Genomic DNA, 24352 nt, shown 5'->3' with positions numbered 1-24352 from the left:
GCCGACTCTCCGGAGGAACCATGCCCCAGCCGCAGTCCACGGCGCCCGCCGAACGGGCGGCGCCATGCAGGTGATCGGCCTGATGTCAGGCACCTCGTACGACGCGATCGAGGCGGCCGCCGCCGACCTCGCCCTGGACGACGACACCCTGCTTCTGCGGCCCCTCGGGCACCTCTCCGTTCCCTACGCGGACGAGCTGCGCGCCCGTGTCGCCGCTTGCCTGCCGCCGGCGGTCACGACCACGCAGGCGGTCTGCGCCCTGGACAGCGGTATCGGGCAGGCCTTCGCCGGGGTGGCCGCGCGCGCCCTGCGCGAACTGTGCGCGGGCACCGCGGACCTCGTGGTCTCGCACGGCCAGACGGTGCACCACTGGGTCGAGGACGGCATCGTCCGCGGCACGCTGCAGCTCGGCCAGCCGGCCTGGATCGCCGAGGCCACCGGACTTCCCGTCGTCTCCGATCTGCGCAGCAGGGACGTCGCGGCCGGCGGGCAGGGCGCGCCGCTCGTCGGCATGACCGACACCCTGCTGCTGCGGGGCCTGCCCGGCACCCCCGCCGCGCTGAACCTCGGCGGCATCGCCAACGTCACCGTCCTCGCGCCGGGCGCCGAGCCGCTGGCCTTCGACACCGGCCCCGCCAACGCCCTGCTCGACGCGGCCGTCCACCACTTCACCGACGGCCGTTGTGCCTACGACGCGGACGGGCGCCGGGCCGCCGCCGGACGGGTACGCCCCAAGCTGCTGCGCGTTCTCCTGGACGACCCGTACTACCGCAGGCCCGCCCCCAAGACGACCGGCAAGGAGCACTTCCACCTGCCCTACCTGGAGCGGGCGCTCGACGCCGCGCCCACGCCCGCCCCCGACGACGTACTGGCCACGCTGACCCGGCTGACCGCCGTGACCGTGGCCGACGCCTGCCGTGCGCACGGGGTCACCCAGCTCGTCGCCTCCGGCGGCGGCACCCGCAATCCGGTGCTCATGCGCCTGATCGCCGAGGAGCTACCCGGCGTACCGGTACGCCCCAGTGACGACCTGGGTCTGCCCTCCGACGCCAAGGAGGCCCTCGCCTTCGCCGTCCTGGGATTTCTCACGGTCCACGGCCTGCCCGGCACCCACCCCAGCGCCACCGGGGCCTCAAGGGCCACCCTGCTCGGCAGCATCACCCCCGGCCTGACACCCCTGCGCCTGCCCGAACCCGCGGCACGGCGGCCGCGCCGGCTGCGGATCGTCCACTGATCGACTCAAGTCGCTTTCAGTTACGAAACATTCGGGATCGCAGCCCCCTCACAGCAGCCCCTCCTCGGCCTCTCCAGTGAATCGACTGCCGCTCCGTACAGGCTAAATACGGCTCTGAACTGAGAATTTCTGTGTCAGACCAGCAAGTCGGGTCCGGCTGATGTTTCGGAATCATCGCCGAAAACATTGACAGTGCATCAGGGCCGCCCAACACTGTCGCCGTCGACGGGGGCCAGAGCGCGAGGACGAGGAGGAAGCATGAAGAACGCACTGTCACACCCGGCGCGCCGGTGGGCCGGCCGCTCACGGTGGTTCGGTCGTTTCAGGCTGCTCGTCAGCAGTGCCTGCACCATGCTGCTGGTCGGCGTGGCCGCGCTGACGCTGCCCGGCACCGCCCATGCGGACACGGTCGTCACCAGCAACCAGACCGGGACGAACAACGGTTACTACTACTCGTTCTGGACGGACGCCCCGGGAACGGTGTCCATGAACCTGGGCTCCGGCGGCAACTACAGCACCTCCTGGCGCAACACCGGCAACTTCGTCGCCGGCAAGGGCTGGAGCAACGGCGGCCGCAGGGCCGTGACCTACTCGGGCACCTTCAACCCGTCCGGCAACGCCTACCTGGCGCTGTACGGGTGGACCTCGAACCCGCTGGTGGAGTACTACATCGTCGACAACTGGGGCACCTACCGGCCCACCGGAACCTACAAGGGCACGGTCACCAGTGACGGCGGCACGTACGACATCTACCAGACGACTCGCTACAACGCCCCCTCCGTCGAAGGCAACAAGACCTTCAACCAGTACTGGAGCGTCCGGCAGACCAAGCGGACCGGCGGCACCATCACCACCGGCAACCACTTCGACGCGTGGGCCCGCGCCGGTATGCCCCTCGGCAGCTTCAACTACTACATGATCCTCGCCACCGAGGGGTACCAGAGCAGCGGCAGCTCCAACATCACGGTGGACGGCGCCGGTTCGGGCGGAGGCGGCGGTGGCGGCTGCACCGCGACGCTGTCCGCCGGCCAGCAGTGGGGCGACCGGTACAACCTCAACGTCGCCGTCTCCGGCTCCAGCAACTGGACGGTCACGATGAACGTGCCGTCCCCGGCGAAGGTCCTCTCGACCTGGAACGTCAGCGCCGGCTATCCCAGCAGCCAGGTACTGGTCGGCAAACCCAACGGCAACGGCGACAACTGGGGCGTGACCATCCAGCCCAACGGCAACTGGACCTGGCCGACGGTCTCCTGCAGCACGGGCTGAGGAGCGGGTCGGCTCGTACGGCCGGCGCCGTCGGCCGCCGGTTTCGAGGGAGCCAGGTTCCGGCCCGCCACCAGGCGAACTGCTCGTCCCGCAGGCACGGTTCCCCGACCAACTCGATCACGCACGATGGCCTGGGCGGCGGTGAGGTCGTACAGCACCCGCCGGAGCCGCGGCAGCACCTTCTGCCGGTCGCGGCGCCGGGTGCGGGTGGTGGTCTTGCCGGCGAGCGGGTAGAGACAGCCCCGCTCGTCGTCGTCCAGGTGCAGTACCCGGGCCACCCGGCGGGGCCCGCCGGTCTAGGGCAGCCCGACCTGGACGACGGCAAGCTGTGGGTCACCGCTCTCACGCTCGCCTGCGCTTCCCGCTGGAGGGAACCACCAGCCACGCCGTCGACCCCGGCTGGGTCCCCGCCCCTATGGGCGGCGTGGGCGCACCCGACGACCTGGCCGCCGGGCGCCGGACACAGGTGTGGCTCGCCACCGGCCACGACGTGACCCCGGCGACCGGCGGCTCCTGTTATCACCGGCGGACGCAGACCCCGCACCCCGCGGCGCGGGACGAAGCGTTCCGCGCTCGGGACCGTGTCGGACGGTGTCCGATGGCGGAGGTGACATCGCCGGCCTGATCATGGGTACCCCCGCAGAGGAGGTTGTGATGTTCGAGGCATCCGATATCCGCGAATGGCGAGGGCACGACGTCGTCGACGCGGACGGGCACAAGATCGGCACGCTGGAGTCCGTCTACGTGGACACCACCACCGACCAGCCCTTCTTCGCCACCGTGATCGTGGGCCTGCCCACCCGACGCCGGCTGGTCTTCGTGCCCCTCACGGGTGCGACCGTCGGTCCGGGGTACCTGAAGGTCGCCCACAGCAAGGACCGGGTCAAGAAGGCACCGGCGATCGACCCCGACGGGGAGCTGTCCGCCGCCGAGGAGCCGTCGGTCTTCGCCCACTACGAGCTGACCTACACCCCGGGTTCCGGCGGGGAGCGGCGCCTGGGCCGTCGTTGACCCACCGAAGCCGACGGGAGATCCGATGAGTATTTTCCTGTTCCTGATCCTCGTGGCCGTCGTGCTGGGCATCATCGGCGTCGCCGTCCACGGTCTGTTCTATCTGCTGGTCATCGGCGTCGTCGTGCTCGTCGTCGATCTCGTCTACGCCGCCGTGCGCTTCCGCCGAGGAGGCCGGAAGCACCGCATCGTCCGCTGACGAGCCTCCGCACCCCGTGGCGCGTTGTGTGCTGGTCGCAGGGGCCTGGCTCGGGTCGTGGGCCTGGGACGCGGTCGTGCCGGAGCTGCGCGCCGCGGGCCATGCCGTGCGGGCGTTGACCCTGTCCGGGCTGGCCGAGAAGCGGGGCATGCCCGCCCGGCTGTCGACGCACGTGCGTGACATCCTCGGCGAGGTGGCACGTCCCGGCGTACGGGACGTCGTCCTCGTCGGACACAGTTACGGCGGCGTTCCCGCAGCTCATGCCGCCGGGATGATCGGCGACCGGCTGGTGCGCCTGGTGCTCGTGGACGCGCCGGTGCCGGCCGACGGGGCGTCGTGCGTGGACCGGTGGCCGAACGGCGCAGCGGTCGAAGCGGCGATCCGCGCGCACGGCGGGTTCTGGCCACCGCCCGACCGGGCCTGCTACGCGGGCCAGGACCTGACCGACGCGCAGATCACCTGGATCATGGACCGCTCGACGCCGCATCCGGGTGACACGCTGACCGAGCCGGCGCTCCTGCCCCGCCCGCTCCCGCGGATCCCGACGACGTACGTCAGATGCCTCCTCAACGGCGCCGGTCTCGACTCCGAGGTGGCCGGGCTGCTGACCGGCGGACGGTGGCGGCTGGCCGAACTGGACACCGGTCACTGGCCCATGTTCACCCGGTCGCGTGAACTCGCGGAGATCCTCGTGCGCGAGGCGGCGGGGCGCGCGGCTCCCGCCGGGGACTGCGGCCCCTGAGCGACGCGGTCGCGCGTTCCCACCGGAAGCCTGCAAGCTGGTACAGACATGCTCGAAGCGTCGGCTCGGCAGGGAGCGCGGTCATGGATGGCGCAGGCAGTGCGACCGTAGGTGTACTGGGGTCCTACGGGGGCCGGAACGTGGGCGACGAGGCGATCCTGGCCGCCCTGCTGGACCGGGTCCGGGCCGGCCGGCCGGACACCGACTTCGTGATCTTCTCGCGCCATCCCGAGCACACACGCAGTGTCCACCCGGAGGTCGAGGTCGTCCGCTGGGAGGGGGTCTGCCGGGAGGGCATCTCCGCGCACCTGCGGCGGCTGGACGTGCTGGTGCTCGGTGGCGGCGGGATCCTCTACGACACCGAGGCGCGCCGCTATCTGCGGACGGCCCGCACCGCCCAGGACCTGGGCGTACCCGTGTTCACCTATGCCGTGGGGGCCGGTCCGCTCACCGACGAGGCGGACTGTGCGTGGGTGCGTACGGTGCTCTCGGACGCGGTCGAGGTGACGGTCCGTGACGAGGAGTCGAAGCTCGTGCTCGAAGAGGCCGGACTGACCCGGCCCATCACCGTCACCGCCGATCCGGCGCTGCTGCTGGTACCCGGCGATCGCGGCGGGGCGCTGCTGCGGGCGGAGGCCGTGCCGCGCCGGGTGCGGCTGGTGGGGATGAGCGTGCGCGAGCCCGGGCGCGCGGCGGAGCACCTGGACGAGGAGGGGTACCACCAGCTTCTCGCCAGTGTCGGTGACTTCCTCGTGCACCGGCTGGACGCGCACATCGTCTTCGTCTCCATGGAACGCGGGGACATCCGGCACGCGCACGCCGTGGCGTCGCGCATGGCGGAGGCGGACCGCTGCACGGTGCTGCGCGGCGATCACGGGCCGCAGCAGGTCCTCGACATCGTCAGCCAGCTGGACCTGGCCGTCGGGATGAGGCTGCACTTCCTGATCTTCGCCGCGCTCGCCGGGATCCCCCTGCTGCCGCTGCCGTACGCGGGCAAGGTCTTCGACTTCGCCCAGCAGATCGGCGCGCCGGCCCTGCACGGTGTGGTCAGGGAGACGGCGGGGCTGCTGCTGGCGGAGGTGGACCGGCTGTGGGACGAGCGGCGCGCCCGTGCGGCCGAGACAGCCGTGCGTACTGCGGCGATGCGGCTGCGGGCGGCGGAGACCGCCGAGCGGCTCCTCGCCTATCTGGACGGCGGGGCCGCATCGCGGGTCCTGCAGGGCGTCACGTCCGTGCCCGCCTCCCCCGTGGGCTGACGCCGACGGCCACCGGACCCCGGAGGAAGTGACCGTGTCGTATCTGATGCCACCCCGCGTTCCCCGGACGGTGGAGCTTCCGCCACGTCAGGCGCTGCACGCGGGATCCACGCAGGTGCTGGTGATCGGCGGCGGGCCGGCCGGCATCGGCGCCGCCCTCGGTGCCGCCAACGCGGGCGCCGAGGTCGTTCTCGTCGAGCGGTACGGGTTCCTGGGCGGCAACGCGACCGCGGCGCTGGTGATGCCGCTGATGAGTTTCCACAACGAGGTCAAGCAGGCCGTGGCCGGTGACACCACCCGGCTGCTGCCGCCCGATCACGGCGAGGGAGAGCCGGTGGTAGGCGGGGTGCTGTGGGTGCTGCTCGACCAGCTGGCACGCGCGGGGGCGGCGATCCGGCCGTCGCTGGAGACCGGCTACACCGTGCCCTTCGATCCGGAGCTGTTCAAGCTGGTGGTGTACGACCTGCTGGAGAGCCACGAGGTCCGTACGCTCCTGCACGCCTTCGCCTCCGACGTCCTCAGCCTGCCCGACCGCGCGCGTGCGGTGTTCGAGACGAAGTCGGGTCCGCTCGTCATGGACGCGGACGTGATCGTGGACTGCACCGGGGACGGCGACATCGCGGCGGCGGCCGGAGCCTCGTACGAGATCGGCCGGCCGGAGGACGGCTGGACGCAGCCCATGTCGCTGATGTTCCGCATGGTCCGCTTCGATCAGGAGGACTTCGCCGCCTACACCCGCGCCCACCCGGACCAGTGGAGGGGTGTGCACGGGCTGTGGGACCTGGTCCGGGCCGCCACGGACGCCGGTGAGCTGGACCTGCCGCGCGAGGACGTGCTGTTCTTCGCCACACCGAACGCCGGTGAGGTGGCGGTCAACTCGACGCGTGTCACCGAGGTGCTCGGCACCAGCGTCTGGGACCTCACCCGCGCCGAGTTCACGGCCCACCGCCAGATGGCGCAGATCGCCCGTTTCCTGCACGACCGCGTGCCGGGCTTCGCCGACTCCTACATCGTCCAGAGCGGTGTCCAGGTCGGCGTGCGGGAGACCCGCCGGATCCTGGGCGAATACCAGCTGACCGGCGACGACGTGCTCAAGGCCCGCAGGTTCGAGGACGCCGTCGCCCGCGGCGCCTACCCGGTGGACATCCACAACCCGAGCGGTCGCGGCACCACGCTGAAACGCCTGCCGCGCGGGGAGTCGTACGACATCCCCCTGCGCTGCCTCCTCCCCCGGGGCGTCGAGCGGGTCCTCGTCGCGGGCCGCTGCATCTCCGGGGACCACGTGGCGCACTCCTCGTACCGCGTGATGCCGATCTCCATGGCCACCGGGCAGGCGGCGGGCGTCTGCGCGGCCCTCGCGGCGACCCAGGGCCGGCAGCCACGGGACGTCCCGGTGAGCGCGGTCCAGCGGGAACTCCGGGCACAGGGCGCCAGCTTGCTTTGATCCGGCAGGTGCGGCACGTGCGGCGGCTGAAGATCCGTGTCGCCGGCAGGGGTCCCGGCCCGGGCTCGGGGGGGAAGCGCCGAACGGATGTGCCCCCGGGCGGCTCGCCGCCCGGGCGCATGGCCGATCGCCAGCCGGTGAGACATCGGATATGGACGAATCGACATCCCGTGGCCCCCTGCCGGGTCCTCGCGTGCCGCCCCCTCCGCCCGACGTGGTGTTCACGGCGGACTTCTCCTCCGAGACCCAGTGGGTCGCGGGGCGCTCGTGGGCCTATCCGGGAGGCGGACCGGTCAATCCGGGCGACGACAAACTGGATCACCTGGTGTCCGACCCCCGCTACAGCCGGTCGGGCGTCTTCCGGGCCACCCGCCGTCCGGACGGACTGTGGAACACGGGGCTGCTGACCACCGAAGGCAGCCGGGGCGGGTTCACCGTGCGATCGGGAGACGTGCTGCAGGCGCGCGTACGACTGCCCGAGGAGGTCGGTGCCTGGCCGGCCATCTGGACCTGGCGGGACGGCGACCAGGAGATCGACGTCTTCGAGTACCACCCGGACAACCCGGACCTGCTGGAGTTCACCAACCATGTGCGCCGCGGCAACCGCTACCTCCGGGACGACGCCGTGCGGCCAGGCGCCTGGGTGGACCTGCGCACCGACTTCGGGGCGCGGTCGGTGGTCTGGTGGCTGAACGGCGTGCGGGTCTTCGCCGACGGACGGGGCGTGGGGCCCGCCTGGCACGCCTATCTCATCGTCAATCTCTCGGTCAGCGCCGGCCGTTACCACCCGTCGCCCGACCCCGGGACGACCGAGATGTCGTTCGAGGTGGCAAGCCTGGTGGTACGGCGTCCGACCGCGGCCGGACCGTCGCACGGCGCTGCGGCCGGAGCCGAGACGGCGCCCGCGACCGGAGACGGCGAGCGGCAGTCGGCCGACTCGTGAAACTGTCCGCGGCACGCAGTGCCGTACGTCCGGTCGGCGGCTACCCGCCGGAACCGGTGTCCTCGCCGCCTTGCCGGCTCTCCTCCTCCTGCTGCTCCTCCGCGCGGACGCCGCGCAGCGGCTCGCCGGCCACCGTGCCACTCTCGGGCTGGTAGCCCTCCTTCGCGCTCGCCGTGCCCGGAATCGTGCGCTCGCGGGCCTGGCTCTCGCCGCCCGAGTGGGCTCCGGGTTCCTCGTCGTCACGGGCCCGTGCGTACCGGTCGGCAGGCTCGTCGGTGTGTTCCGTCATGGCCGTTCTCCGATCCACTCGTCGCCCGGCCCGGGTTCCCGGGGGCCCGGTGCGGAAACGGCGGGGAGGATGTGCGGGAGCCGGCCGCGGATGTGTGCCCGTGCGGGGTGGGGGGAACTTGGTCCGCCCGGGTGGCGGCCCCGGGGAGAGGAGTCCAGGTGAGAGCGTCGACATCGGCGGCAGACGGCCGGGACCCGGGCGCTCGGGAAGACGGGTACGAGCCGGATCCGCAGCGGTGGCGTGCCCTGTGGGTCACCCTGGTGGCCGGCTTCATGAGCCTGCTGGACGTGACGATCGTGGCCGTCGCCCTGCCCACCATCCAGCGCGACCTGCACGCCTCCCCCGCACAGGTGCAGTGGGTGGTCTCCGGGTACGCCCTGACCTTCGCGCTCGCCCTGGTCACCGCCGGCCGCCTCGGTGACGCCCTGAACCGGCGCCGGATCTTCCTGCTGGCCCTGAGCGGCTTCGTGCTCTGCAGCGCGGCCTGCGGAGCGGCCCCGGACATCACGCTACTGGTGGTGGCCCGGCTCGCCCAGGGCCTGGCGGCGGGCTTCATGGCGCCCCAGAACTCCGCACTGATCCAGCAGATGTTCCGCGGCGCCGAGCGCGGTCGCGCCTTCGGCTTCTTCGGCGCCACCGTCGGCATCTCCTCCGCCGCAGGCCCGATCACCGGCGGCGCCATCCTCGCCCTCGCCTCCGGCGCCCAGGGCTGGCGGTGGATCTTCTACGTCAATGTGCCCATCGGCATCCTGGCCGTGCTGCTCGGCCGCCGGCTGCTCCCCCGCACCCGGCGCTCCGAGCGGGGCCACGTGGACGTGGCCGGCGTGCTGCTGCTCGGGCTGGGCGTCCTGGCGCTGATGTATCCGCTGGTCCAGGCGGACTCCGGCGGCCTGAGCCGGGTGTGGTGGCTGTTCCCGGTCGGGGCCGCGGTCCTCGCCGTCTTCTCCTGGTGGCAGCACCGCCTCGTCGCCCGGGGTGCCCAGCCGCTGCTCGACCCGCGCCTGTTCAGCACCGTGCGCGGCTACGCCGTCGGCGCCGGCATCGGCACGCTGTACTTCGTCGGTTTCAGCGGCGTATGGCTGGTCTTCGCCCTCTTCTACCAGCGCGGCCTCGGCTTCTCCCCGCTCCGGTCCGGCCTCGCCGTGACCCCCTTCGCGCTGGGCTCGGCGAGCGCGGCCGTGGTCGCGGGCCGGCTGGTGGAACGGTTCGGGCGCCTGCTCACCGTGTGCGGTCTCGCGGGCGTGATCGCCGGCCTGGGCGGCACCGCGCTGCTGCTCCGTTTCGCACCGCTGCACATGGCGCCCTGGCTCGCCGCTCCGGTCCTGTTCCTCGGCGGCATCGGCGGTGGCTTCGTGGTCTCGCCCAACATCACGATGACCCTGCGGGACGTACCCGTGCGCATGGCGGGCGCGGCGGGCGGTGCCCTGCAGACCGGGCAGCGGCTGGGCGCCGCGCTGGGGACAGCCGCCCTGCCCGGCCTCTTCTACCTCGTGCTCGGCAGGAGCCACGACTATCGCGGCGCGCTCGTCACCGCGCTGGGCGCCGCCCTCGTCGGCATGGTGGCGTCCCTGGCGCTCGCGACGGCCGACTGGCGGCGCGACCGGCGCGCGAGCCGGTCCCGGCGCACGTGTCCGGAGGAGGTCGCCAACGACCCGGTGCACGCCCGGCAGACCTGACGGGGGCCGGGGCGTCCGAGGCGTGTGCGGCTCCCGTCGCCGCGGCGCGCGCGCTCGCTGCGCTGCCCTCCAGGTCCATCAGGGTGGCGCGGGGCCGTGTCGGGCGGCGGGTGCGGGCGTGGTTGGCCATGCTGGGCCGGGAGCGGCACCGCGACCGGCGACAAGGAGCACTGCATGCCGAAGGATCCCGTCGAACGATTCCTGGCGGCGCTGGACCCCGACCACCGGGAGTCCATCGGCGCGAAGCCGCGCGAGGAGCAGGAACAGCTCGCCGCGGCCTGGGAGCGGGAACTGGAAGCGGACGACGAACTCGACACCCTCGACGAGTTGTCCCCGCCGGCGGCGGAGGCCGAGGCGGCCCGCCGCGTCCTGGACCGCGGAACCGGATGACACGGCGTCCGGGGGACGGCGGGCGCTAGGCTCGGTCCCGTGACACTCTCCTCAGAAGAACGCGAAGAGTTCCTGGCGGAGCCTCACACAGGCGCCCTGTCGGTCGTCGAACGGCCGGACCGCGCGCCGCTGACGGTTCCCATCTGGTACCAGTACACGCCGGGCGGCGAGCTGTGGGTGCGCACCGGGCCCGATTCACGCAAGGCCCGGGCGATGCTCTCCGCGGGGCGCTTCAGCCTCATGGTGCAGCGGACGCAGCCCTCCGTGCGCTATGTGTGGGTGGAGGGCCCGGTCACCAGGACGTCGCCGGACAGCCCCGAACGGTCCTGGGAGATGGCCGCGCGCTACCTCCCGGAAGAGAAGGTCGCCGCGTTCGTGGAGTACGACCGGGCGCACCTCGGCGAGCACTTCCTCGTCCACATGCGGCCGGAGCACTGGGTCGCCGCGGACCTGGGTGCGTTCTGAGGGCCGTCAGCCGTCCTCCTGGTGCAGGTCCAGGCTGGTCGTCAGATGGATGTGGGCCGTCACCCAGTGCGGGACGGCGGCGTGGGCGCCCCGGTCGTGCAGGGTTCGGGTCAGGTCGTCCAGGAGACGTGCCGCGCCGTTCAGCCCGGTGCGGCGCAGGCGGTCGGCGCTGTCGGTGAGGGCGGTGCGGGTCGTCGGGGTCACGTGGCGCAGGCCCTGGTGGGCCGCGTCCGCCAGGGCCGTGAGCGCTGTCCGAAGGGCCGCGGTGATCGGGTCGTGCCGGTGGCGCGCGGTCGCTCCGAGCGTGCTGTCACCGGCGCCGGGGGCCAGGTCGGGGACGGTCACGCCCTCGGCGGTCAGCACGGCGAGCGGGTCCAGCACGGCACGGCCGCGGGCCCGGCCCAGCATGCCGCTGACGGCGCGGATCCCGTCGTCGGCCAGGGCCGCGGCCAGCGCGTCGAGGCCGCCGGGGCACAGCGGGTTGTACTCGGCATGGAGGTGGACGCCGTTGCCCGCCGGGTCGCGGAGCACCGCTTCGAGGCGTTGCGCGGCGGGGTCGTAGCCGATCCCCTCGACGGCGTCCACCATGATCACTCGTACGGCGTCCGCCGCGACGCGCGGGCGGATCAGGCGCGGCGGGCGCTCGCCGGCCGCCCGCAGGTGTGCGGCGGTGTCCCGTACCAGCAGGGCCTGGGGGAGTTCCGTCCAGGCCGAGCCGACCGGCGTGATGCTCGTCGCGGCGATGCGGCCGCGGGAGAGGGTGACCGTGCGGTCGGCGGCGCGCGCGGTGTGTTCGCTGACGACGTTCGCGGTGGCCAGCGCGTGCAGCGGGGAGCCGAGCAGGCGGCGCCGGGACAGGTCGTGGCCCGTGGGGCACTGATCTTCCGTCAGGTCCCATCGGGTGCGCAGGACGAGGGCGATGCCGGCGTCGGCGTGCGCGAAGTACGTCTCGGCCGTACGGTCCCGGGCGGTGCCGCCGATCCGGCAGCCGAGCGCCACCAGCCGTACCCGCCGCAGCGGTGTCACCGGGGCCTCCGCGGTGCCCAGTACGCCGGCCGGGTCGTGGCCGGCGGCGCGGTGCCGGGCGTGGAGTTCGGCGAGGAGTTCGGCGAGGCGTTCCGGGGTGTAGCGGGTGGCGCGGGCTGTGTACGCGTCGAGTTGTTCCCGTAGATCGGCGACCGCGCCCGCGGGCCAGTGCCGGGAGGTGGCGGTCAGGGCCCGGGCGGCGCGGCGGAGGGAGCCGGCGAACACCGGGCCCGCTTGCGGTACGCCGTCCAGGAGGAGTTCGTCGGCGAGCGCCACGGCCTCGCGCAGCGCCTCGCCCGCGGCGGCGGTGGGCGTGCTCGTACGGCCGCCGACGGACACCTCGGTCGCCCGCTCGGCGTCCGCGGCGCGGAAGGCCCACACCGCGAGGGTGATGACCTCGCCGCGCAGTGCGGCGGCCGCGTCGGTGAGGGCGTAGCCCAGCGCGTGCGGGACCGGGAAACGAACGGTGCAGGTGGGCAGTTCCACGCGGGGCGCCGGGTCGTCGGTGGCCGGGCGGTGCACGCGGGCCGTGTAGCCGCGGGCGCGGACGCGGTGCGCGGCGGTCAGGGAGGTGCGGCCCAGCGCGGCGGCCAGCGCGTCGTCGTCGAACTCGCCGGGCGACCAGTCGACCAGCGGCTCCTGGGCCGCCGGCGCCTGTTCCGGCGCGCCGCTCTGGTAGGCCAGCACCAGGGCGATCCGGTGCCGGCACATGCCGGCCGCGGCGCAGGTGCAGTCGGCCGCGTCCAGGCCGCGGCCCGGGGGGAGCACGGTCTCGGTGCCGTCCGGGAAGGTACCGCGTACGGTGCCGTCGTCGCCGGTGGTCACCACCGGTCCGGAGCCGGCCGCCAGGTCTTTTTCGGCGCGCTTGACCAGGCCCCGGTTGGCGAGCGAGGCGAGCGTGCCGGGTGTCAGGGCCAGCAGGTCGGAGCGGGTCACCGGGCCTGCCCTCCACGGCCGATCCGTTCCGCGACGAACTCGGCGAGACGGCCCGGTGTCATCGCTCCCACCGGGGCACCCACCGCGGCCAGCCGTCCGGCCAGGTCGCGGTCGTAGACGGGATCGGCGGCCTCGTCCAGGGCGGCCAGGCACAGCACGGTCGTGCCCTGTTCGACCAGGTGACGCACGGTGCGGACCAGGCGGAACGGGTCGCCGCCCTCGTAGAAGTCGGAGACGAGGGCGACGATCGTCCGCCGTGGGTTCTCCACGAGCGAGGCGCCGTAGTCGACGGCGCGGGCGATGTCGGTGCCGCCGCCGAGCTGGACGCGCATCAGCAGTTCCACCGGGTCCGTGACCTCGGAGGTCAGGTCCACCACCGCGGTGTCGAAGGCGACCAGATGGGTTTTCAGGCCCGGCAGGCTCCACAGGCAGGCGGCCGTGACCGCCGAGTGGATCACCGAGCCGGCCATGGAGCCCGACTGGTCCACCAGCAGCACCAGTTGCCACTGCTCCAGGTGGCGGCGGGTGCGCGAGTGGAAGCGGGGCCGCTGGATGAGGATGCGGCGTTCTTCGGGCTGGTAGTGGGCGAGGTTGGCGCGGATGGTGGTGCGGAAGTCGAAGTCGCGGGCGAGCGGGAGCCGGCTGGGGCGGCGGGTGCGGGAGCCGGTGAACGCCCGGCGCACCTCCGGCTGGAGCCGTTCCATCAACTGCCGTACGACCGTTTCGACGATCCGGCGGGCCGCCGCCAGCACCTGGGGGTTCATCAGGTGCTTGGTGCGCAGGACGGCGCGCAGCAGGGTCTGGCTGGGCTCGACGCGGGCGAGGACGTCCGGGTCGGTGACGATCTCGTGGATCTCGTACTGCTCCACCGCGTCGCGTTCCAGCCGCTCCACGGTCTCCTTCGGGAACAGCCGGTGGATGTCGTCGAGCCAGTCCACGGGGGTCAGCCGGGACGGTCCGCTGCCGCCCTCGCGGGAGTCGGCCGCCCCGCGGCGCACCCCGCGTCGGCGCAGGTCGTCATCGCGGCCGTACAGCCAGTCCAGCGCGGCGTCCCGGGCCGCGGACGTGCCGTGCAGCGGACCGGTGCAGCGTTCGGCGGGGGCACCGAGAATGAGCCGCCAGCGCTCCAGCCCCGGGTCGGGGGCCGGCGGCGTGGCCGTTGGCGCCGGGGGCGGGTCGGGCGGTGCGGGGTTCATCCGTGCGCCTCCGGGCGGGGGGGCGGACACCGCGCCGGGCACGGGTGCCGCCGCCAGGCCGTGGCGGTCGAGCAGTCGGGTCACGTTCTCCTCCAGGGCCCTGGCGCGGGCCAGCAGCAAGGGGTCGGCGGGGGTGCGCAGCAGGGAGCGGGCCGAGCCGCGCAGGCTGCGGCGGTGCAGCAGGCGCTCGGCGATGCGCTCGCGTTCGCGGGGCGGGAAGAAGGAGAAGGCCTGGCGCAGCGCGGGCAGTCCCCCGAGGAAGCCGGCCTCGGGCAGCGCCGACACGACTCCGTCCACGATGTCGATCAGCGAGTCGTCCTCGGTCGTGGTGCCGTGGGCCACCTCCTCGCGGGCCACCGCGAACAGGCCGGTCAGCCAGTCGCCGAGGGTGTCCACCGCGGCCGCGGCGAGCGCCTGCACCACGGGCCCGGGGTCGTCCGGGACGCCCAGCGCCCAGCGCAGGCCGAAGGCGGCTCCGCGCAGCGCGGCCGGGGCGCGCGGGTCACGGCTGATCCGGGCGGCGGCCTCGGCGGCGGCTTCAGGGGTGACCGACAGCAGGGCGGGCGCGTGCCGCAGCGCGTCCCGCGCGGCCGCCAGCGCGCGCAGCGCGGCCAGGTCCGCCCCGGGGCCGCCGTGGAGCCCCTCCGCCAGCCGGAACACCCGGTCGGCGGCACTGCCCACGACCGCTCCCAGCAACCCGTCCCGGGCCACGCCGAACACCCGGTCGTGTCGCCAAAGGCCCAGCGCCGCCGACAGCACCTCGCCGAGCGGGCCGAGGTCGCCGGCCTGCCCCACCTGGTCCGCGAGCGCGGTCAGCAGGTCGGCGCAGAGCGGCCCGGTGCCGCACAGCACGGTGTCGAACAGCAGCCCGGCCAGCGCTCCGAGTTCCGGGCCCGCCGCGCGCGTCCGCTTGCCGAGCAGCGCCGCGGCCGCCTCGTCCAGGCGTGCGCCGTAGGCACCGGCCTCGATCAGTGCGGCCTCCCGGCCGGCCGCTGCGGGGCGGGGCTCCCACACCTCGGTGAACACCGGGTCGACCCCGTGGGCCGGTCCCGAGACCCGGGTGAAGCCCGGGACGTCCAGGACGCGCAGCCGGTGCAGGGCGCGGCTGCGGGACAGGTCCCGTTCCTTCGTCAGGTCGAGGGTGACCGGCGTGGTGACGTCGGCCAGCCCCAGGTGGGCGAGGTGGGCGGCCGCGTCGTGCACCAGCGGGGGCAGCGGAGTGTCCGGGTGCAGCCGGCCCACGGCCTCGCCGGTGCAGGCGGCGACCATCTCCACCACGACCGGGTGGGTGCCCGCGCCGAGGGTGCCGCGCGTCGTCCACGGCAGCGGCCGGTCCAGGTCGTCGGTGATCAGCGCGCCGGCCAGGCCGTCGAGGACGTCCACCCTCGTCTCGCACGGGTGGCCGCGCAGTCGGGCCAGCCCCTGGGACAGCGAGCGGGCGGCGATCAGGTCGGCGGTGGACAGCGGGATCCCGCGGGCCCGCAGCCGCTCGGTGACCGCGCGCAGCAGGCCCTGCCCGGCAGCCTCCGGGCCCCTCTCCCACAGCCGCTGGTAGTAGCCGGGCGAGGGCATGCCGGACTGGTATCCGGCGAAGGCGTCCAGCTGCCGGAAGGAGTACGGCACCAGGAAGCTGCCGCCGAGCGCACCCTGGGGCGGCTCGGGCACCGCGGGCCAGTCGGCCGGGGCCGCGGCGGCCGCGTGCCGTGCGGACAGTGCGCGCAGGGCCGGCTGGTGGAAGCCGCCGGTGACCACCAGCACCGGGCGGTCGCCGGCGCGGGCCAGCGCGGCCCGCACCCAGGAGGCCATGTACTCCTCGCGCGCCTGGTCCCCGGAGTCCGCGTCCGCATCGCCGCGCACCAGCTCGAAGTAGGCGTCGAGCCGGGCGCGCAGCTCCTGCGGGCCGGTACCCGGCTCGGTGACTTCGAACAGCCCGTCCCACAAGGCGTCCGGGGAGTCCACCGCGAAGTGCTCGCACAACCGGCGTGTGGCCTCGGCGTACCGTGCCTCCGCGTCCGCGTAGCGGTTGGCGTACCGGTCGGGGTGGCCGGCGACGGCCGGGTGCCAGGCGGGCAGGTCGATGAACCGCACCTCGGCACCGGCCGCCCGGCCCTCGCGCAGCGCGATCCACTCCGGGGAGTAGTCGCACAGCGGCGTCCAGGACGTGGCGACGCGCTGGTCGTCGCGGTAGTGGCTGAACACGGCGACGGGCAGCGTGTGCCCGAGCAGCAGCTCGTCCATCCGGGCGTTCATGTCCGCCGGGCCCTCCACCAGCACGCACGCCGGCCGCAGCGTCCGGATGGTGTCGGCGACCAGACGCGCGCAGGCCGGGGAGTGGTGGCGCACGCCGAGGAAGACGGCGGGCGCAGCCGGGGCCGGCATCAGCCGGCCAGGAGGTGGCGGGCCTCGTACAGGGCCTGCCACTGCGGTCCGGGCCGGCGGGGTGCCTCCTGCTCCAGGAAGCGGCGCAGCCGGGCGAGGTCCTCGGGGCTGTCCTTGGCGGCCGTACCCGCCAGGCCGGCCACCACGTCGGCGGCGCTGCCCGGCTCGCCGCGCAGGAACCAGGCCCGCACCCCCACCGCGTGGGCCACGGACACGGCCTCCGCGGTGCTCATCACCGTCGACATCCGCTCGCCCCGCGCCGCGGTGCCCCGTAGCTCACGGAAGGTGCCGACCAGTACCTCCAGCACGTCCCGGCGCGGCGGCGGCTCCACCCCGGACTGCCGCAGCAGCGCGGCGGCCTCGGCCTCCACCAGGCCCAGTTCGGTCTCGAAGTCGGCGATGGGCAGCACCGTCTCGAAGTTGAAGCGTCGTTTGAGGGCGGCGCTCATCTCGTTGACGCCCCGGTCGCGGGTGTTGGCGGTGGCGATGACGTTGAAGCCCTGCCGGGCGAAGACCAGGCCGTTGGGCCCGTCCAGTTCGGGAATGGTGATGACCCGGTCGGAGAGCAGGGACAGCAGGCAGTCCTGTACCTCCAGCGGGCAGCGGGTGATCTCCTCGAACCGTACGATCCGCCCCTCGGCCATGCCGCGCAGCATCGGCGCGGGCACCAGGGAGCGGGTGGAGGGGCCCTCGGAGACCAGCAGCGCGTAGTTCCAGGAGTACTTGATCTGGTCCTCGGTGGTGGCCGCGCCGCCCTGAACGGTGAGCGCGCTGCTGCCGCTGACGGCCGCCGCGATCAGTTCCGACAGCAGCGACTTGGCGGTGCCGGGCTCGCCCACGAGCATCAGGCCGCGGTTGGTGGCCAGCGTCACCAGGGCGCGCTCGACCAGGGAGACGTTGCCGACGAACTTGCGGCTGATGCCCGCCGGTTCGTCGCCGACGATGAAGCGGCGGGCCGCCCGCAGGCTCAGCTGCCAGCCCGGCGGGCGGGGATCCTCGTCCGCGGCGCGCAGGGCGGCCAGTTCACCGGCGTACCGGACCTCGGCGGGCGGGCGCTGGAGCAGCGCCTCGCCGGCCTCTTCGACAGTGGCGGTCACTTCGCGGTCACCTCGGTGAGGTCGGCGAGGATCTCGGAGGCGATGACAGGGTCCAGGTCGCCGAAACGCAGGGGGTAGTCGCGGCTGTGCCAGTAGTCGCCCGGGGCGGAGTCGAGCCAGACGTTCTCGAAGGTCTGGTCGGGGAACACGTCCAGCGCGCCGACGGCGATGCCCTCGTCGAGCCCGATGACCAGGTAGCGGTCGTTGTCGGTGCGCCGGTGGAACCAGCGTTCCACGCCCGCGTCCTGCGGTTCGCCGCGCTCCCAGCCCCGCTTGGTGAGGCCGAGCAGCTTGCCGACCGGCACCCGCGCGCCCTCGAACCGGGTCAGCCGGTGCCCGGCGGCCTCCTCCTCGGTCAGCGTGTGCACGGCCCGGCCCAGCTGCGCGAACGGCTGGAGGATCTCGTAGTCGGCGAACAGCTCCGACCACGCGGCGAGATCATCCCCCAGGTGCAGCGGGTGCGCCACGCGCACCGTCGCCTCGTCGGGCAGCGTCAGCTCGTCGTCGTCCACGTCGGCGAAGGTGCGGTCCTCCGCCACCCGGAAGGCCGTCGCCACCCCGCCGCTGTCGCCGATCCAGACCAGGCGGCGGACCAGGTGCCACACCAGCGGGTGGGCGACGAACAGCTCCCGGAACTCCGCGGCCGTCCAGGTGCGCTGCGCGACCATCGCCGCCTCCAGGCGCCGCACCTGGTCGCCGGCGATGGTGCGGACGTCCTTCTTCAGCGCGGCGAACCGCTTGCGTTCGGCCGGGGCCAGCTCCGGGTCGTCCTTGACGCCGGGCGCGGGCAGTGCCTTGCGCTGCTTGCCGTCGGCGTCCCGGATGTAGGGGCGCAGCTGCTCGTCGAAGCCCACGGTGAACTGCCGGGGGCCGTAGTCGATGACCGTGCTGCCGTCCGTTTCGAGGCCGAGGTCGGGCACGAGCCGGTCCCCCAGCTGCTCGCCGGTGAGTCCCAGGCCCTCGGCGACCTCGGCGATCTTCTCCTGGGCGCGCTGCTTGAGCGCCTTGAACGGCACCCGCTGGGCGATGCCGTGCAGGTGCATCAGGGCCACGTCGGTGCCGATGGTCGCGAGGACGGTCAGGCCCTCCACGGCACGGTGGTGGCCGCCCTCGCCGGGCCAGGCCCGCACGATCGGCGTGAGCCTGCGTACGGTGTCGTCGTCGCCGAGCCAGCCGAGCGCGTGCAGCGCCCAGCTCTCCTTCGGCGGCATTCCGACGAGCCGCCACTGCTCGAACAGGCCCCACGCGAAACCGGCGAGGGAGTCGGCGGTGCAGTGCGCGGTCAGGACCTCCAGGCCCGGGTAGACCTCGCCGGGCTTGGACAGCGCCAGGAGCATCAGGACGTTGCGGACCGCGTCGGCGGGCAGGGCGCCGCCCTCGCGGAGCAGGATCTGCGGCAGCAGCGCCGGGTCCGCCCAGGCGCCCACCGTCGGCACGCGGGCGGGCAGCGCGCTGACCAGCGGGTCGACGGCCAGCGTCTCCTCGACGATGCCCGCGGCCTCCGGACCGCACCCGGCGACGGCCGCCAAGACCGCCGTATCGCCGTGGGCCTCCGCCAGCAGCCGCAGCGCCTTCTCCGCGCCGCGCCGGACCGTGCCGGCCGGCCCCACCGCGTGCGGGACGAGGAAGGGCACCGCGTCCAGGCCGTGCCGGGCCAGCCAGGCGCGGGCGGTGGCGTCGGCGGACTTCAGCCGGGCCAGCCAGTCGCACACCAGCCCGGCGACCTCCACGTCCCGGTACGGCAGCACCAGCGTGGCCAGGGTGCTCGGGTGCCGGGCCGCGGCACGCCGCATCAGCGGCAGGGCGGCCAGGGAGTGGCGGGCGGCGACCGGCTTCAGGGCTGCCTCGCCGTCCCAGTAGCCCTCGGGGGCGCAGTCGGCCAGCAGCGGTCGTACGACGTCCTCGGGGCCGTCGACGAACAGGCGCACGTTCTGGAAGCTCCTCAGCTGCCCGGTTTGCTGGAGGTGCTCGATCTCACGGGACCAGTCGTAGCCGGCGCGCCATCTCGCGTACCAGGTGTCGGCCTTGGCCCAGGCCTCCTGCTCGTCCGGCTGCCACGCCACCTGTGGTTCGGGTGCCGCGGGTGTCTCGGCGGCGACACGCGTCTTCCGGGCCTTGCGCTTGCCGACCCACGGCGGGCTGACCAGCAGTGCGGGCAGCGCCTCGGCCGGGGCCTCGGCCAGCCGGTCGGTGCGGTCGAGGTGGGGTGCCACGAGAGCGGCGACCTCGGCGGGCAGGTCGGGCAGCACGGCCGCGGTGATGCCGGTGTGCCCGAGGACGTGCGCGACGAGCAGCTGACCGGCCAGCGACGCGTTCTGCCCGGCGCCGGTCGCCTCGGCGCCCAGCAGGCGCAGGGCGCGCACCGGGTACCGGCGCATGGCCTCCAGCAGGTGGGGGCGGACGTGTTTGTCGCCGGCGCGGTCCAGGAGAAGACGGAATGCCTCGTCCGACGGCAGTTCGACCAGGATGCTCGCGAAGGCCCGGGTCTGCTCGGAGTTGTAGGCCCGGTCGAGGGCCTCCTCGAGGAGCGGGGCGAAGGCCTTGCCGGTGCCCTCGGCGAGGGTGGCGACGAGCGCCGTAGTCCAGCCGTTCCAGCACAGGCCTGGCCGGCGGCCGAAGTGCTTCAGCTGCTCGGGGGAGTTCAGCGAGCACAGCAGCATCGCGCGCAGCGTCTCGTCGGCCTGCGGTACGTCGACGCAGCACTCGTCGACCCACTGCTGCTCGGCCGGCAGCAGGTAGGACACGACGATACGGCGGCGTACGCCGGTGCGGCAGCCGGCCAGTGCGGCGACCGTCTCCCGGTAGGTGTCCTCGTCGGCCACGCACAGCAGGGAGCGCACGCGGTCGGCGAACTTCGCCCACGCCCACACGCTGCCCGTGGCCGCGCCGGGACGGAAGCCGAGCCAGGGGTCGTGCCGGTGGCTGCCGCTCTGGTAGTAGTGCGGCTCGACGTCGAAGTACTCCACCACCGCCTGCGCGGCGAACGCCAGGCCGTGCGCGCGGACCCAGGCGTCGACGTAGATGCCGTCCGGGAACTGCCAGTGGTAGGTCAGCGACGCGATCACCGCGGCACCCAGCGGGTTGTGACGGCCGCTCAGGTGGTCCCGAGTGGCCTGGACGATCCGCGGGTCGCTCTTGGGGGCGGACAGCATCGCCTCGACCCAGTCGGCCTCCTCGTGCAGCCGGGACGCCGTCCGCTGCTCGGCCTCGGCGTGCAGCCCGGCGACGCTCCGCTCGGTCCCGCCCCGCCGCGGATGCGCCAGCCGCCGCCAGGCGGCCGGCATCCGGAACGTCTCCTCGTCGGGCAGCACAACCGGCCCGTCCGCCACCGCCGCTGCTCCGGCGAGCGCGGCAGCCTTCCCCTCGGCCTCCCCCTTCGCCGGGCCCTCCCCGACCGACTCCGTGCGCCGCACAGCCCCTCCTCCGCCGATCCCGGGCGGGATCGCTAGCTTGATCAGATACCGATCACGCTATCCGGCCCCACTGACAACGCCCCCGGCCGGCCGCACCGCGGCGGGACGGCGGTGCCGCGCGGCCCGTTGCACCGGCGGCGCACGGTGCCTCAGTGGGGCTCCACCTCGTCGAGTTCGGAGCGCCAGCGGGAGTGGGTGGTGTCGTAGCGCAGGGGGCCGAGGCGATACCCGGTGAGGTCGAGAGAGAGGAGCTGGCGGTAGGCCTCCGGGGGCAGGTCGGGGTCGAGCACGATGCGCAGACTGCTCTCCGGGTCTTGCAGGACCAGGGGGCGGGGCTGCTCCTCGGTGCGCTTGCGCAGGCCACGCACGGCTTTCTGGAGGCGCTCGTAGGCATCGGTGGCAGACTTGTCGGCAAGCGCCTTCAGGAAACCGTGCAGGGGGACGGTGACCATGACCATCCACGCGAGTTGGTCGGGCGACCGCCGGCGGGGGAGTTCGCGGACGCGGGGAGTAAGGCCCAGGCAGGTGAGGGCCTCGGTGAGGAGGGCCTCCGGGGCGCGCGGAAGGCGAGGGTCCACGACCACGTCGGCGGTGCGCAGGGCGGAATCAGTCATGGGGTCTCAGCTCCTCGAGCGCGTAGACACGGACCCAGCGGTCGTTTCCGGTGGCGAGTCGGCTGCCGTCGTGGCTGAACGCAATCCCGCGGCCCTTGTAGTGCGCATGGTGGAAAACCTCGCGCCCGGTGTCGGTTTCCCAGACCCGTGCCATGCAGTCACCGATGGTCGCCACGTAACCGTCGTCCGGGCTGAGGGCCAGCCCCCGCACCTCCCCTTTGTGGTTCACCTCCACGAGGGATGCGCCGGACACGGCGTCCCGTATCGATGCCGTGCGGTAGCCGCCGACGGCGAGCCGGTGCCCGTCGCTGGTGAACGCCACGGCGGACACGGAGCCGTCGAGTTCGAGCTTCAGGATTCTGGTGCCGGTCTCGATGTCCCACACCCGCACGATCCGGTCCGCTCCGCTGCTGGCCAGCCGGAGACCGTCAGAGCTGAACGCGATACAGCGGACCGAGGCGGTGTGCCGCAGGCGCACCAGTTCCGCACCCGTCTCCACGTCCCAGATACGCACGTGGGCGTCGTGGCCGGCGGTGGCGAGGTGGCTGCCGTCGGGGCTGAACGCCACCGCGTAGACGGCCGCGCCGTGGTCGACCTCCCTCAGCTGGGAGCCGGTCCTGGCGTCCCAGACCCGGGCCGTGGCCCCTCCCGCGGTCGCGATGCGCCGGCCGTCGGGATGGAAGCAGACGTGCCGCACGCCGGTGTACAGTCCGCCGTGCCGCATCCTGACACGGTCCTCCCCGCTCGGGTCGGTCACCAGCGCCGTCCGCATGGTCAGGGCCACGGCCAGGCGGTCACCGCCCGCGCTGAAGGCGAGGGCCGTCACACGGTGGGGCACGACGAACCGGTGACACCGCGCCGGGCGCTCGGCCGCCTGCGGCCCGGTGGACTCCGTCACCGGTTTCGTCGCGTTGACCTCATTCCAGAGCCGTTCGACCAGCCGCCCGGTGTCGCGGTAGTCCGGGGCGACGGCCTGTATCTCGCCCAGCGACGCCAGTGCCCGCGCCCAGTCACCGTCCTCGATGTGGTCCAGTGCCTCGCTGTAGTGGCGGCTCAGCCGCTCATCCCGCGCGGCCTTCTCCAGCTCCGCCCGGGCGGTCCCGAGCATGGTCTCCCTCTCCGGGTCGGCCGCCGTCCCCTCGGGATCCCGCTCCCGCAGACGCTCGGCCGCCACCAGGACCGCCTGCCACTGGCCGCGCTCGTAGAGATCCCTGATCACTTCCCGTAGTTCCGCGCGCGTCCGCTCCTCGCGGGCCCGCTCAAGCAGCGCGGCGGCGTCCCGGTAGCCGGCCTCGGCGGTGACGACGGCTTCCAGGTGCTTGACCGCCTGGTCCCAGTCGCGCGCCGTGGCCGATGCGGCGCCCGCGGCGTACAGCGCCGCGAGTCGCTGCTGGTGACGGGCTCGGCCGAGCCAGGTCCGGGCGTCGCGGTAGTCGGGGTCCCGGGCGACGATCGCCCGGAAGGCATCGACCGCCGCGTCCCAGTCCTCGATGAAGGCGGCCGCGCGGCCGTCGGTGTACAGCTCGGGGAAGCCGGTCGGGTCGGCCGACTTCCGGCCGACCCTTGTGTCTTCGCCCGTTTCGGAGACCGGGTTGCCGAAGATGCGACCGTCGAGGGAACGCATGTACAGCACGGGCGTGCCCCACTCCAAGGTGCCCGGGTGAGCCAGGGTTATGGCCTGCCGGGCCTCCATGACCGCCACGTCGATGGGCACCTTGCGGGCCAGGGCGCTGTAGAAGGCGTGAGTGCACTCCATGGCGGCGTCCTCGCTCACCTCGTACTGCATGGCGAGGACGGCGGGCATGCCCTTACGCATCAGCGCACCCGCCACGCTGGAGAACGGGTTCAGCCCGCCCGCGCGGCCGGTCTCACAGGCGTTGAGCACCGCCAGGCGCAGCGCGGGATGGCCCGCGAGCAGCAGAGCAAGGTTCCCCGCCCCCAGCCAGTAGGTGCCGCCCCGCTCGCCGGCCAGCGCCAGCGTGCCCTCCTCGGCCCGGGCGTCGTATCCGCCGTGTCCGATGAAGTGCAGCACATGCCATTCGTCCCGGCGGGTGCCGGTGCGTGCGTCCCGGCGTACGGCGTCGCGGAGCTCGCGCCAGGTCTGGCCGCGCACCCAGTGCAGCGAGACCGTCTCGTTCTCCTCCAGGTCGGCCAGGGCTTCCTGCAGGCGGTGCTGCTCGACGTGCACCGCCAGTGACTCCTGGTCGTCGGGTACGGCGACCATGCCCAGGACGCGCAGCGGCGGCGTGATGCCGAGCGGCTCCATGGGGCGGGCGAGCTGTGGTTGGCGCACCAGCGGGACGCCTAGGCACACGTACATCTCCTCGTCGGTGTCGTACATGAACTCCCAGGGCAGCCTTGCCAGTTCGGGCGGTTCCACCTGGAGCACCATGCGCACCTGCGCGGCACGGCTACGGTCGGTGAGTAGGCGGTTTGCGCCGGTGTTCTTCAAAAGGGCGTCGAACAGCAGCCGGCCCAGGTCCCGGACCGGTGCCTCGCCCTCGACCGCGGCGCGGCGCACTCGTGCGGACGACCCCCGCACGGCATCCGGAATACGGGCCGCCTGGACTGCCACCTCTTCCGGCGGCGGCAGACGAAGGGTTCCGGAGGCCTCCTCGCCGTCCGTCGTCCGGAAAATCACCGGGTAGCCGTCGGTACCGGCGGGACCGATCTCGACCCGGAAATCGACATCCACCACAGTCACCCTGGCCCTGAAGCAGCCGGCCGCGGCCATGTCTCTGCCGCCTCCTCCACCCTACGACCGATCCCGTGCGGC

Annotated in this window: 18 protein-coding genes and 1 pseudogene; 11 read left to right on the top strand and 8 right to left on the bottom strand. The window is 73.6% G+C overall.

The genetic code is table 11. The features are described from left to right. The first annotated feature begins 64 nt into the window (after positions 1–64). Positions 65–1234, top strand: coding sequence for an anhydro-N-acetylmuramic acid kinase (locus tag S1361_RS36925; protein WP_208036165.1), 1170 nt, complete (start codon positions 65–67; stop codon positions 1232–1234). A 258-nt stretch (positions 1235–1492) separates the two neighbouring features. Continuing rightward, complete coding sequence (locus tag S1361_RS36920; protein ID WP_425087888.1) at positions 1493–2500, top strand: glycoside hydrolase family 11 protein; 1008 nt, start codon at positions 1493–1495, stop codon at positions 2498–2500. A gap of 112 nt (positions 2501–2612) precedes the next feature. Here the strand turns inward: S1361_RS36920 and S1361_RS39655 are convergent. After that, positions 2613–2778, bottom strand: a pseudogene (locus tag S1361_RS39655) (transcriptional regulator); the annotation flags it as partial. Positions 2779–3154: 376 nt separating this feature from the next. Between S1361_RS39655 and S1361_RS36915 the strand changes: the two are divergent. The 6 genes from S1361_RS36915 (at position 3155) to S1361_RS36890 (ending at position 8095) form a co-directional block, all read left to right on the top strand. Further along, positions 3155–3511: a PRC-barrel domain-containing protein gene (locus S1361_RS36915; RefSeq protein WP_208036164.1), complete on the top strand. Its 357-nt coding sequence runs from the start codon at positions 3155–3157 to the stop codon at positions 3509–3511. Between the two features lie 25 nt (positions 3512–3536). Continuing rightward, positions 3537–3710 (top strand): hypothetical protein, encoded by a 174-nt coding sequence (locus tag S1361_RS36910; protein WP_208036163.1) that lies wholly within the window; start codon positions 3537–3539, stop codon positions 3708–3710. A 16-nt stretch (positions 3711–3726) separates the two neighbouring features. Next, the gene (locus tag S1361_RS36905) at positions 3727–4452 is read left to right on the top strand and encodes an alpha/beta fold hydrolase (RefSeq protein WP_208036162.1); all 726 of its coding nucleotides are present in this window, start codon (positions 3727–3729) and stop codon (positions 4450–4452) included. 83 nt (positions 4453–4535) lie between these two features. Further along, the gene (locus tag S1361_RS36900; RefSeq protein WP_208036161.1) at positions 4536–5708 is read left to right on the top strand and encodes a polysaccharide pyruvyl transferase family protein; all 1173 of its coding nucleotides are present in this window, start codon (positions 4536–4538) and stop codon (positions 5706–5708) included. Positions 5709–5742: 34 nt separating this feature from the next. Continuing rightward, the gene (locus S1361_RS36895; RefSeq protein ID WP_425087886.1) at positions 5743–7152 is read left to right on the top strand and encodes an FAD-dependent oxidoreductase; all 1410 of its coding nucleotides are present in this window, start codon (positions 5743–5745) and stop codon (positions 7150–7152) included. A gap of 151 nt (positions 7153–7303) precedes the next feature. After that, on the top strand, positions 7304–8095 hold the full coding sequence (locus S1361_RS36890) for a LamG domain-containing protein (protein ID WP_208036160.1): 792 nt from the start codon (positions 7304–7306) through the stop codon (positions 8093–8095). 40 nt (positions 8096–8135) lie between these two features. On the opposite strand, the gene S1361_RS36885 is transcribed toward S1361_RS36890, so the two are convergent. Continuing rightward, complete coding sequence (locus tag S1361_RS36885) at positions 8136–8384, bottom strand: hypothetical protein (RefSeq protein ID WP_208036159.1); 249 nt, start codon at positions 8382–8384, stop codon at positions 8136–8138. 158 nt (positions 8385–8542) lie between these two features. Between S1361_RS36885 and S1361_RS36880 the strand changes: the two genes are divergently transcribed. The 3 genes from S1361_RS36880 to S1361_RS36870 all read left to right on the top strand — a co-directional run bounded on the left by S1361_RS36880 (position 8543) and on the right by S1361_RS36870 (position 10915). After that, positions 8543–10060: an MFS transporter gene (locus S1361_RS36880; RefSeq protein WP_208036158.1), complete on the top strand. Its 1518-nt coding sequence runs from the start codon at positions 8543–8545 to the stop codon at positions 10058–10060. A 174-nt stretch (positions 10061–10234) separates the two neighbouring features. Then, positions 10235–10450, top strand: coding sequence for a hypothetical protein (locus tag S1361_RS36875; RefSeq protein WP_208036157.1), 216 nt, complete (start codon positions 10235–10237; stop codon positions 10448–10450). A gap of 39 nt (positions 10451–10489) precedes the next feature. Then, complete coding sequence (locus S1361_RS36870) at positions 10490–10915, top strand: pyridoxamine 5'-phosphate oxidase family protein (protein ID WP_208036156.1); 426 nt, start codon at positions 10490–10492, stop codon at positions 10913–10915. A gap of 6 nt (positions 10916–10921) precedes the next feature. Here the strand turns inward: S1361_RS36870 and S1361_RS36865 are convergent, their stop codons facing one another. The 6 genes from S1361_RS36865 to S1361_RS36840 all read right to left on the bottom strand — a co-directional run bounded on the left by S1361_RS36865 (position 10922) and on the right by S1361_RS36840 (position 24271). Next, positions 10922–12877: a hypothetical protein gene (locus S1361_RS36865; protein WP_208036155.1), complete on the bottom strand. Its 1956-nt coding sequence runs from the start codon at positions 12875–12877 to the stop codon at positions 10922–10924. Beyond that, positions 12874–16452 carry a DUF5682 family protein gene (locus S1361_RS39650; protein WP_243769438.1) on the bottom strand — a complete coding sequence of 1193 codons (3579 nt, stop codon included), beginning with the start codon at positions 16450–16452 and terminating at the stop codon, positions 12874–12876. Before S1361_RS39650 ends, S1361_RS36865 begins: the two co-directional genes overlap by 4 nt. Then, a complete protein-coding gene (locus S1361_RS36855) occupies positions 16452–17549 on the bottom strand; it encodes an ATP-binding protein (protein WP_208036154.1) in 1098 nt (365 codons plus the stop codon). Before S1361_RS36855 ends, S1361_RS39650 begins: the two co-directional genes overlap by 1 nt. Next, positions 17546–20962: a DUF4132 domain-containing protein gene (locus tag S1361_RS36850; RefSeq protein WP_243769437.1), complete on the bottom strand. Its 3417-nt coding sequence runs from the start codon at positions 20960–20962 to the stop codon at positions 17546–17548. The genes S1361_RS36855 and S1361_RS36850 overlap by 4 nt, the downstream gene beginning before the upstream one ends. A gap of 149 nt (positions 20963–21111) precedes the next feature. After that, a complete protein-coding gene (locus tag S1361_RS36845) occupies positions 21112–21576 on the bottom strand; it encodes a hypothetical protein (RefSeq protein ID WP_208036153.1) in 465 nt (154 codons plus the stop codon). Beyond that, positions 21569–24271, bottom strand: coding sequence for a CHAT domain-containing protein (locus S1361_RS36840; RefSeq protein ID WP_208036152.1), 2703 nt, complete (start codon positions 24269–24271; stop codon positions 21569–21571). The genes S1361_RS36845 and S1361_RS36840 overlap by 8 nt, the downstream gene beginning before the upstream one ends. Positions 24272–24352 lie beyond the last annotated feature (81 nt).

Origin of the sequence: Streptomyces cyanogenus, assembly GCF_017526105.1 — a bacterium.
Classification (GTDB): domain Bacteria; phylum Actinomycetota; class Actinomycetes; order Streptomycetales; family Streptomycetaceae; genus Streptomyces; species Streptomyces cyanogenus.
Note: the sequence above shows the minus strand (reverse complement) of the source record. Positions and strands in the feature narration are given on the sequence as shown.

Coding starts and splice junctions, on each gene's coding strand:
- S1361_RS36885 (WP_208036159.1), bottom strand. CDS start 8,384: ATGACGGAACACACCGACGAGCCTGCCGACCGGTACGCACGGGCCCGT.
- S1361_RS36875 (WP_208036157.1), top strand. CDS start 10,235: ATGCCGAAGGATCCCGTCGAACGATTCCTGGCGGCGCTGGACCCCGAC.
- S1361_RS36925 (WP_208036165.1), top strand. CDS start 65: ATGCAGGTGATCGGCCTGATGTCAGGCACCTCGTACGACGCGATCGAG.
- S1361_RS39650 (WP_243769438.1), bottom strand. CDS start 16,452: ATGCCGGCCCCGGCTGCGCCCGCCGTCTTCCTCGGCGTGCGCCACCAC.
- S1361_RS36845 (WP_208036153.1), bottom strand. CDS start 21,576: ATGACTGATTCCGCCCTGCGCACCGCCGACGTGGTCGTGGACCCTCGC.
- S1361_RS36900 (WP_208036161.1), top strand. CDS start 4,536: ATGGATGGCGCAGGCAGTGCGACCGTAGGTGTACTGGGGTCCTACGGG.
- S1361_RS36915 (WP_208036164.1), top strand. CDS start 3,155: ATGTTCGAGGCATCCGATATCCGCGAATGGCGAGGGCACGACGTCGTC.
- S1361_RS36890 (WP_208036160.1), top strand. CDS start 7,304: ATGGACGAATCGACATCCCGTGGCCCCCTGCCGGGTCCTCGCGTGCCG.
- S1361_RS36920 (WP_425087888.1), top strand. CDS start 1,493: ATGAAGAACGCACTGTCACACCCGGCGCGCCGGTGGGCCGGCCGCTCA.
- S1361_RS36910 (WP_208036163.1), top strand. CDS start 3,537: ATGAGTATTTTCCTGTTCCTGATCCTCGTGGCCGTCGTGCTGGGCATC.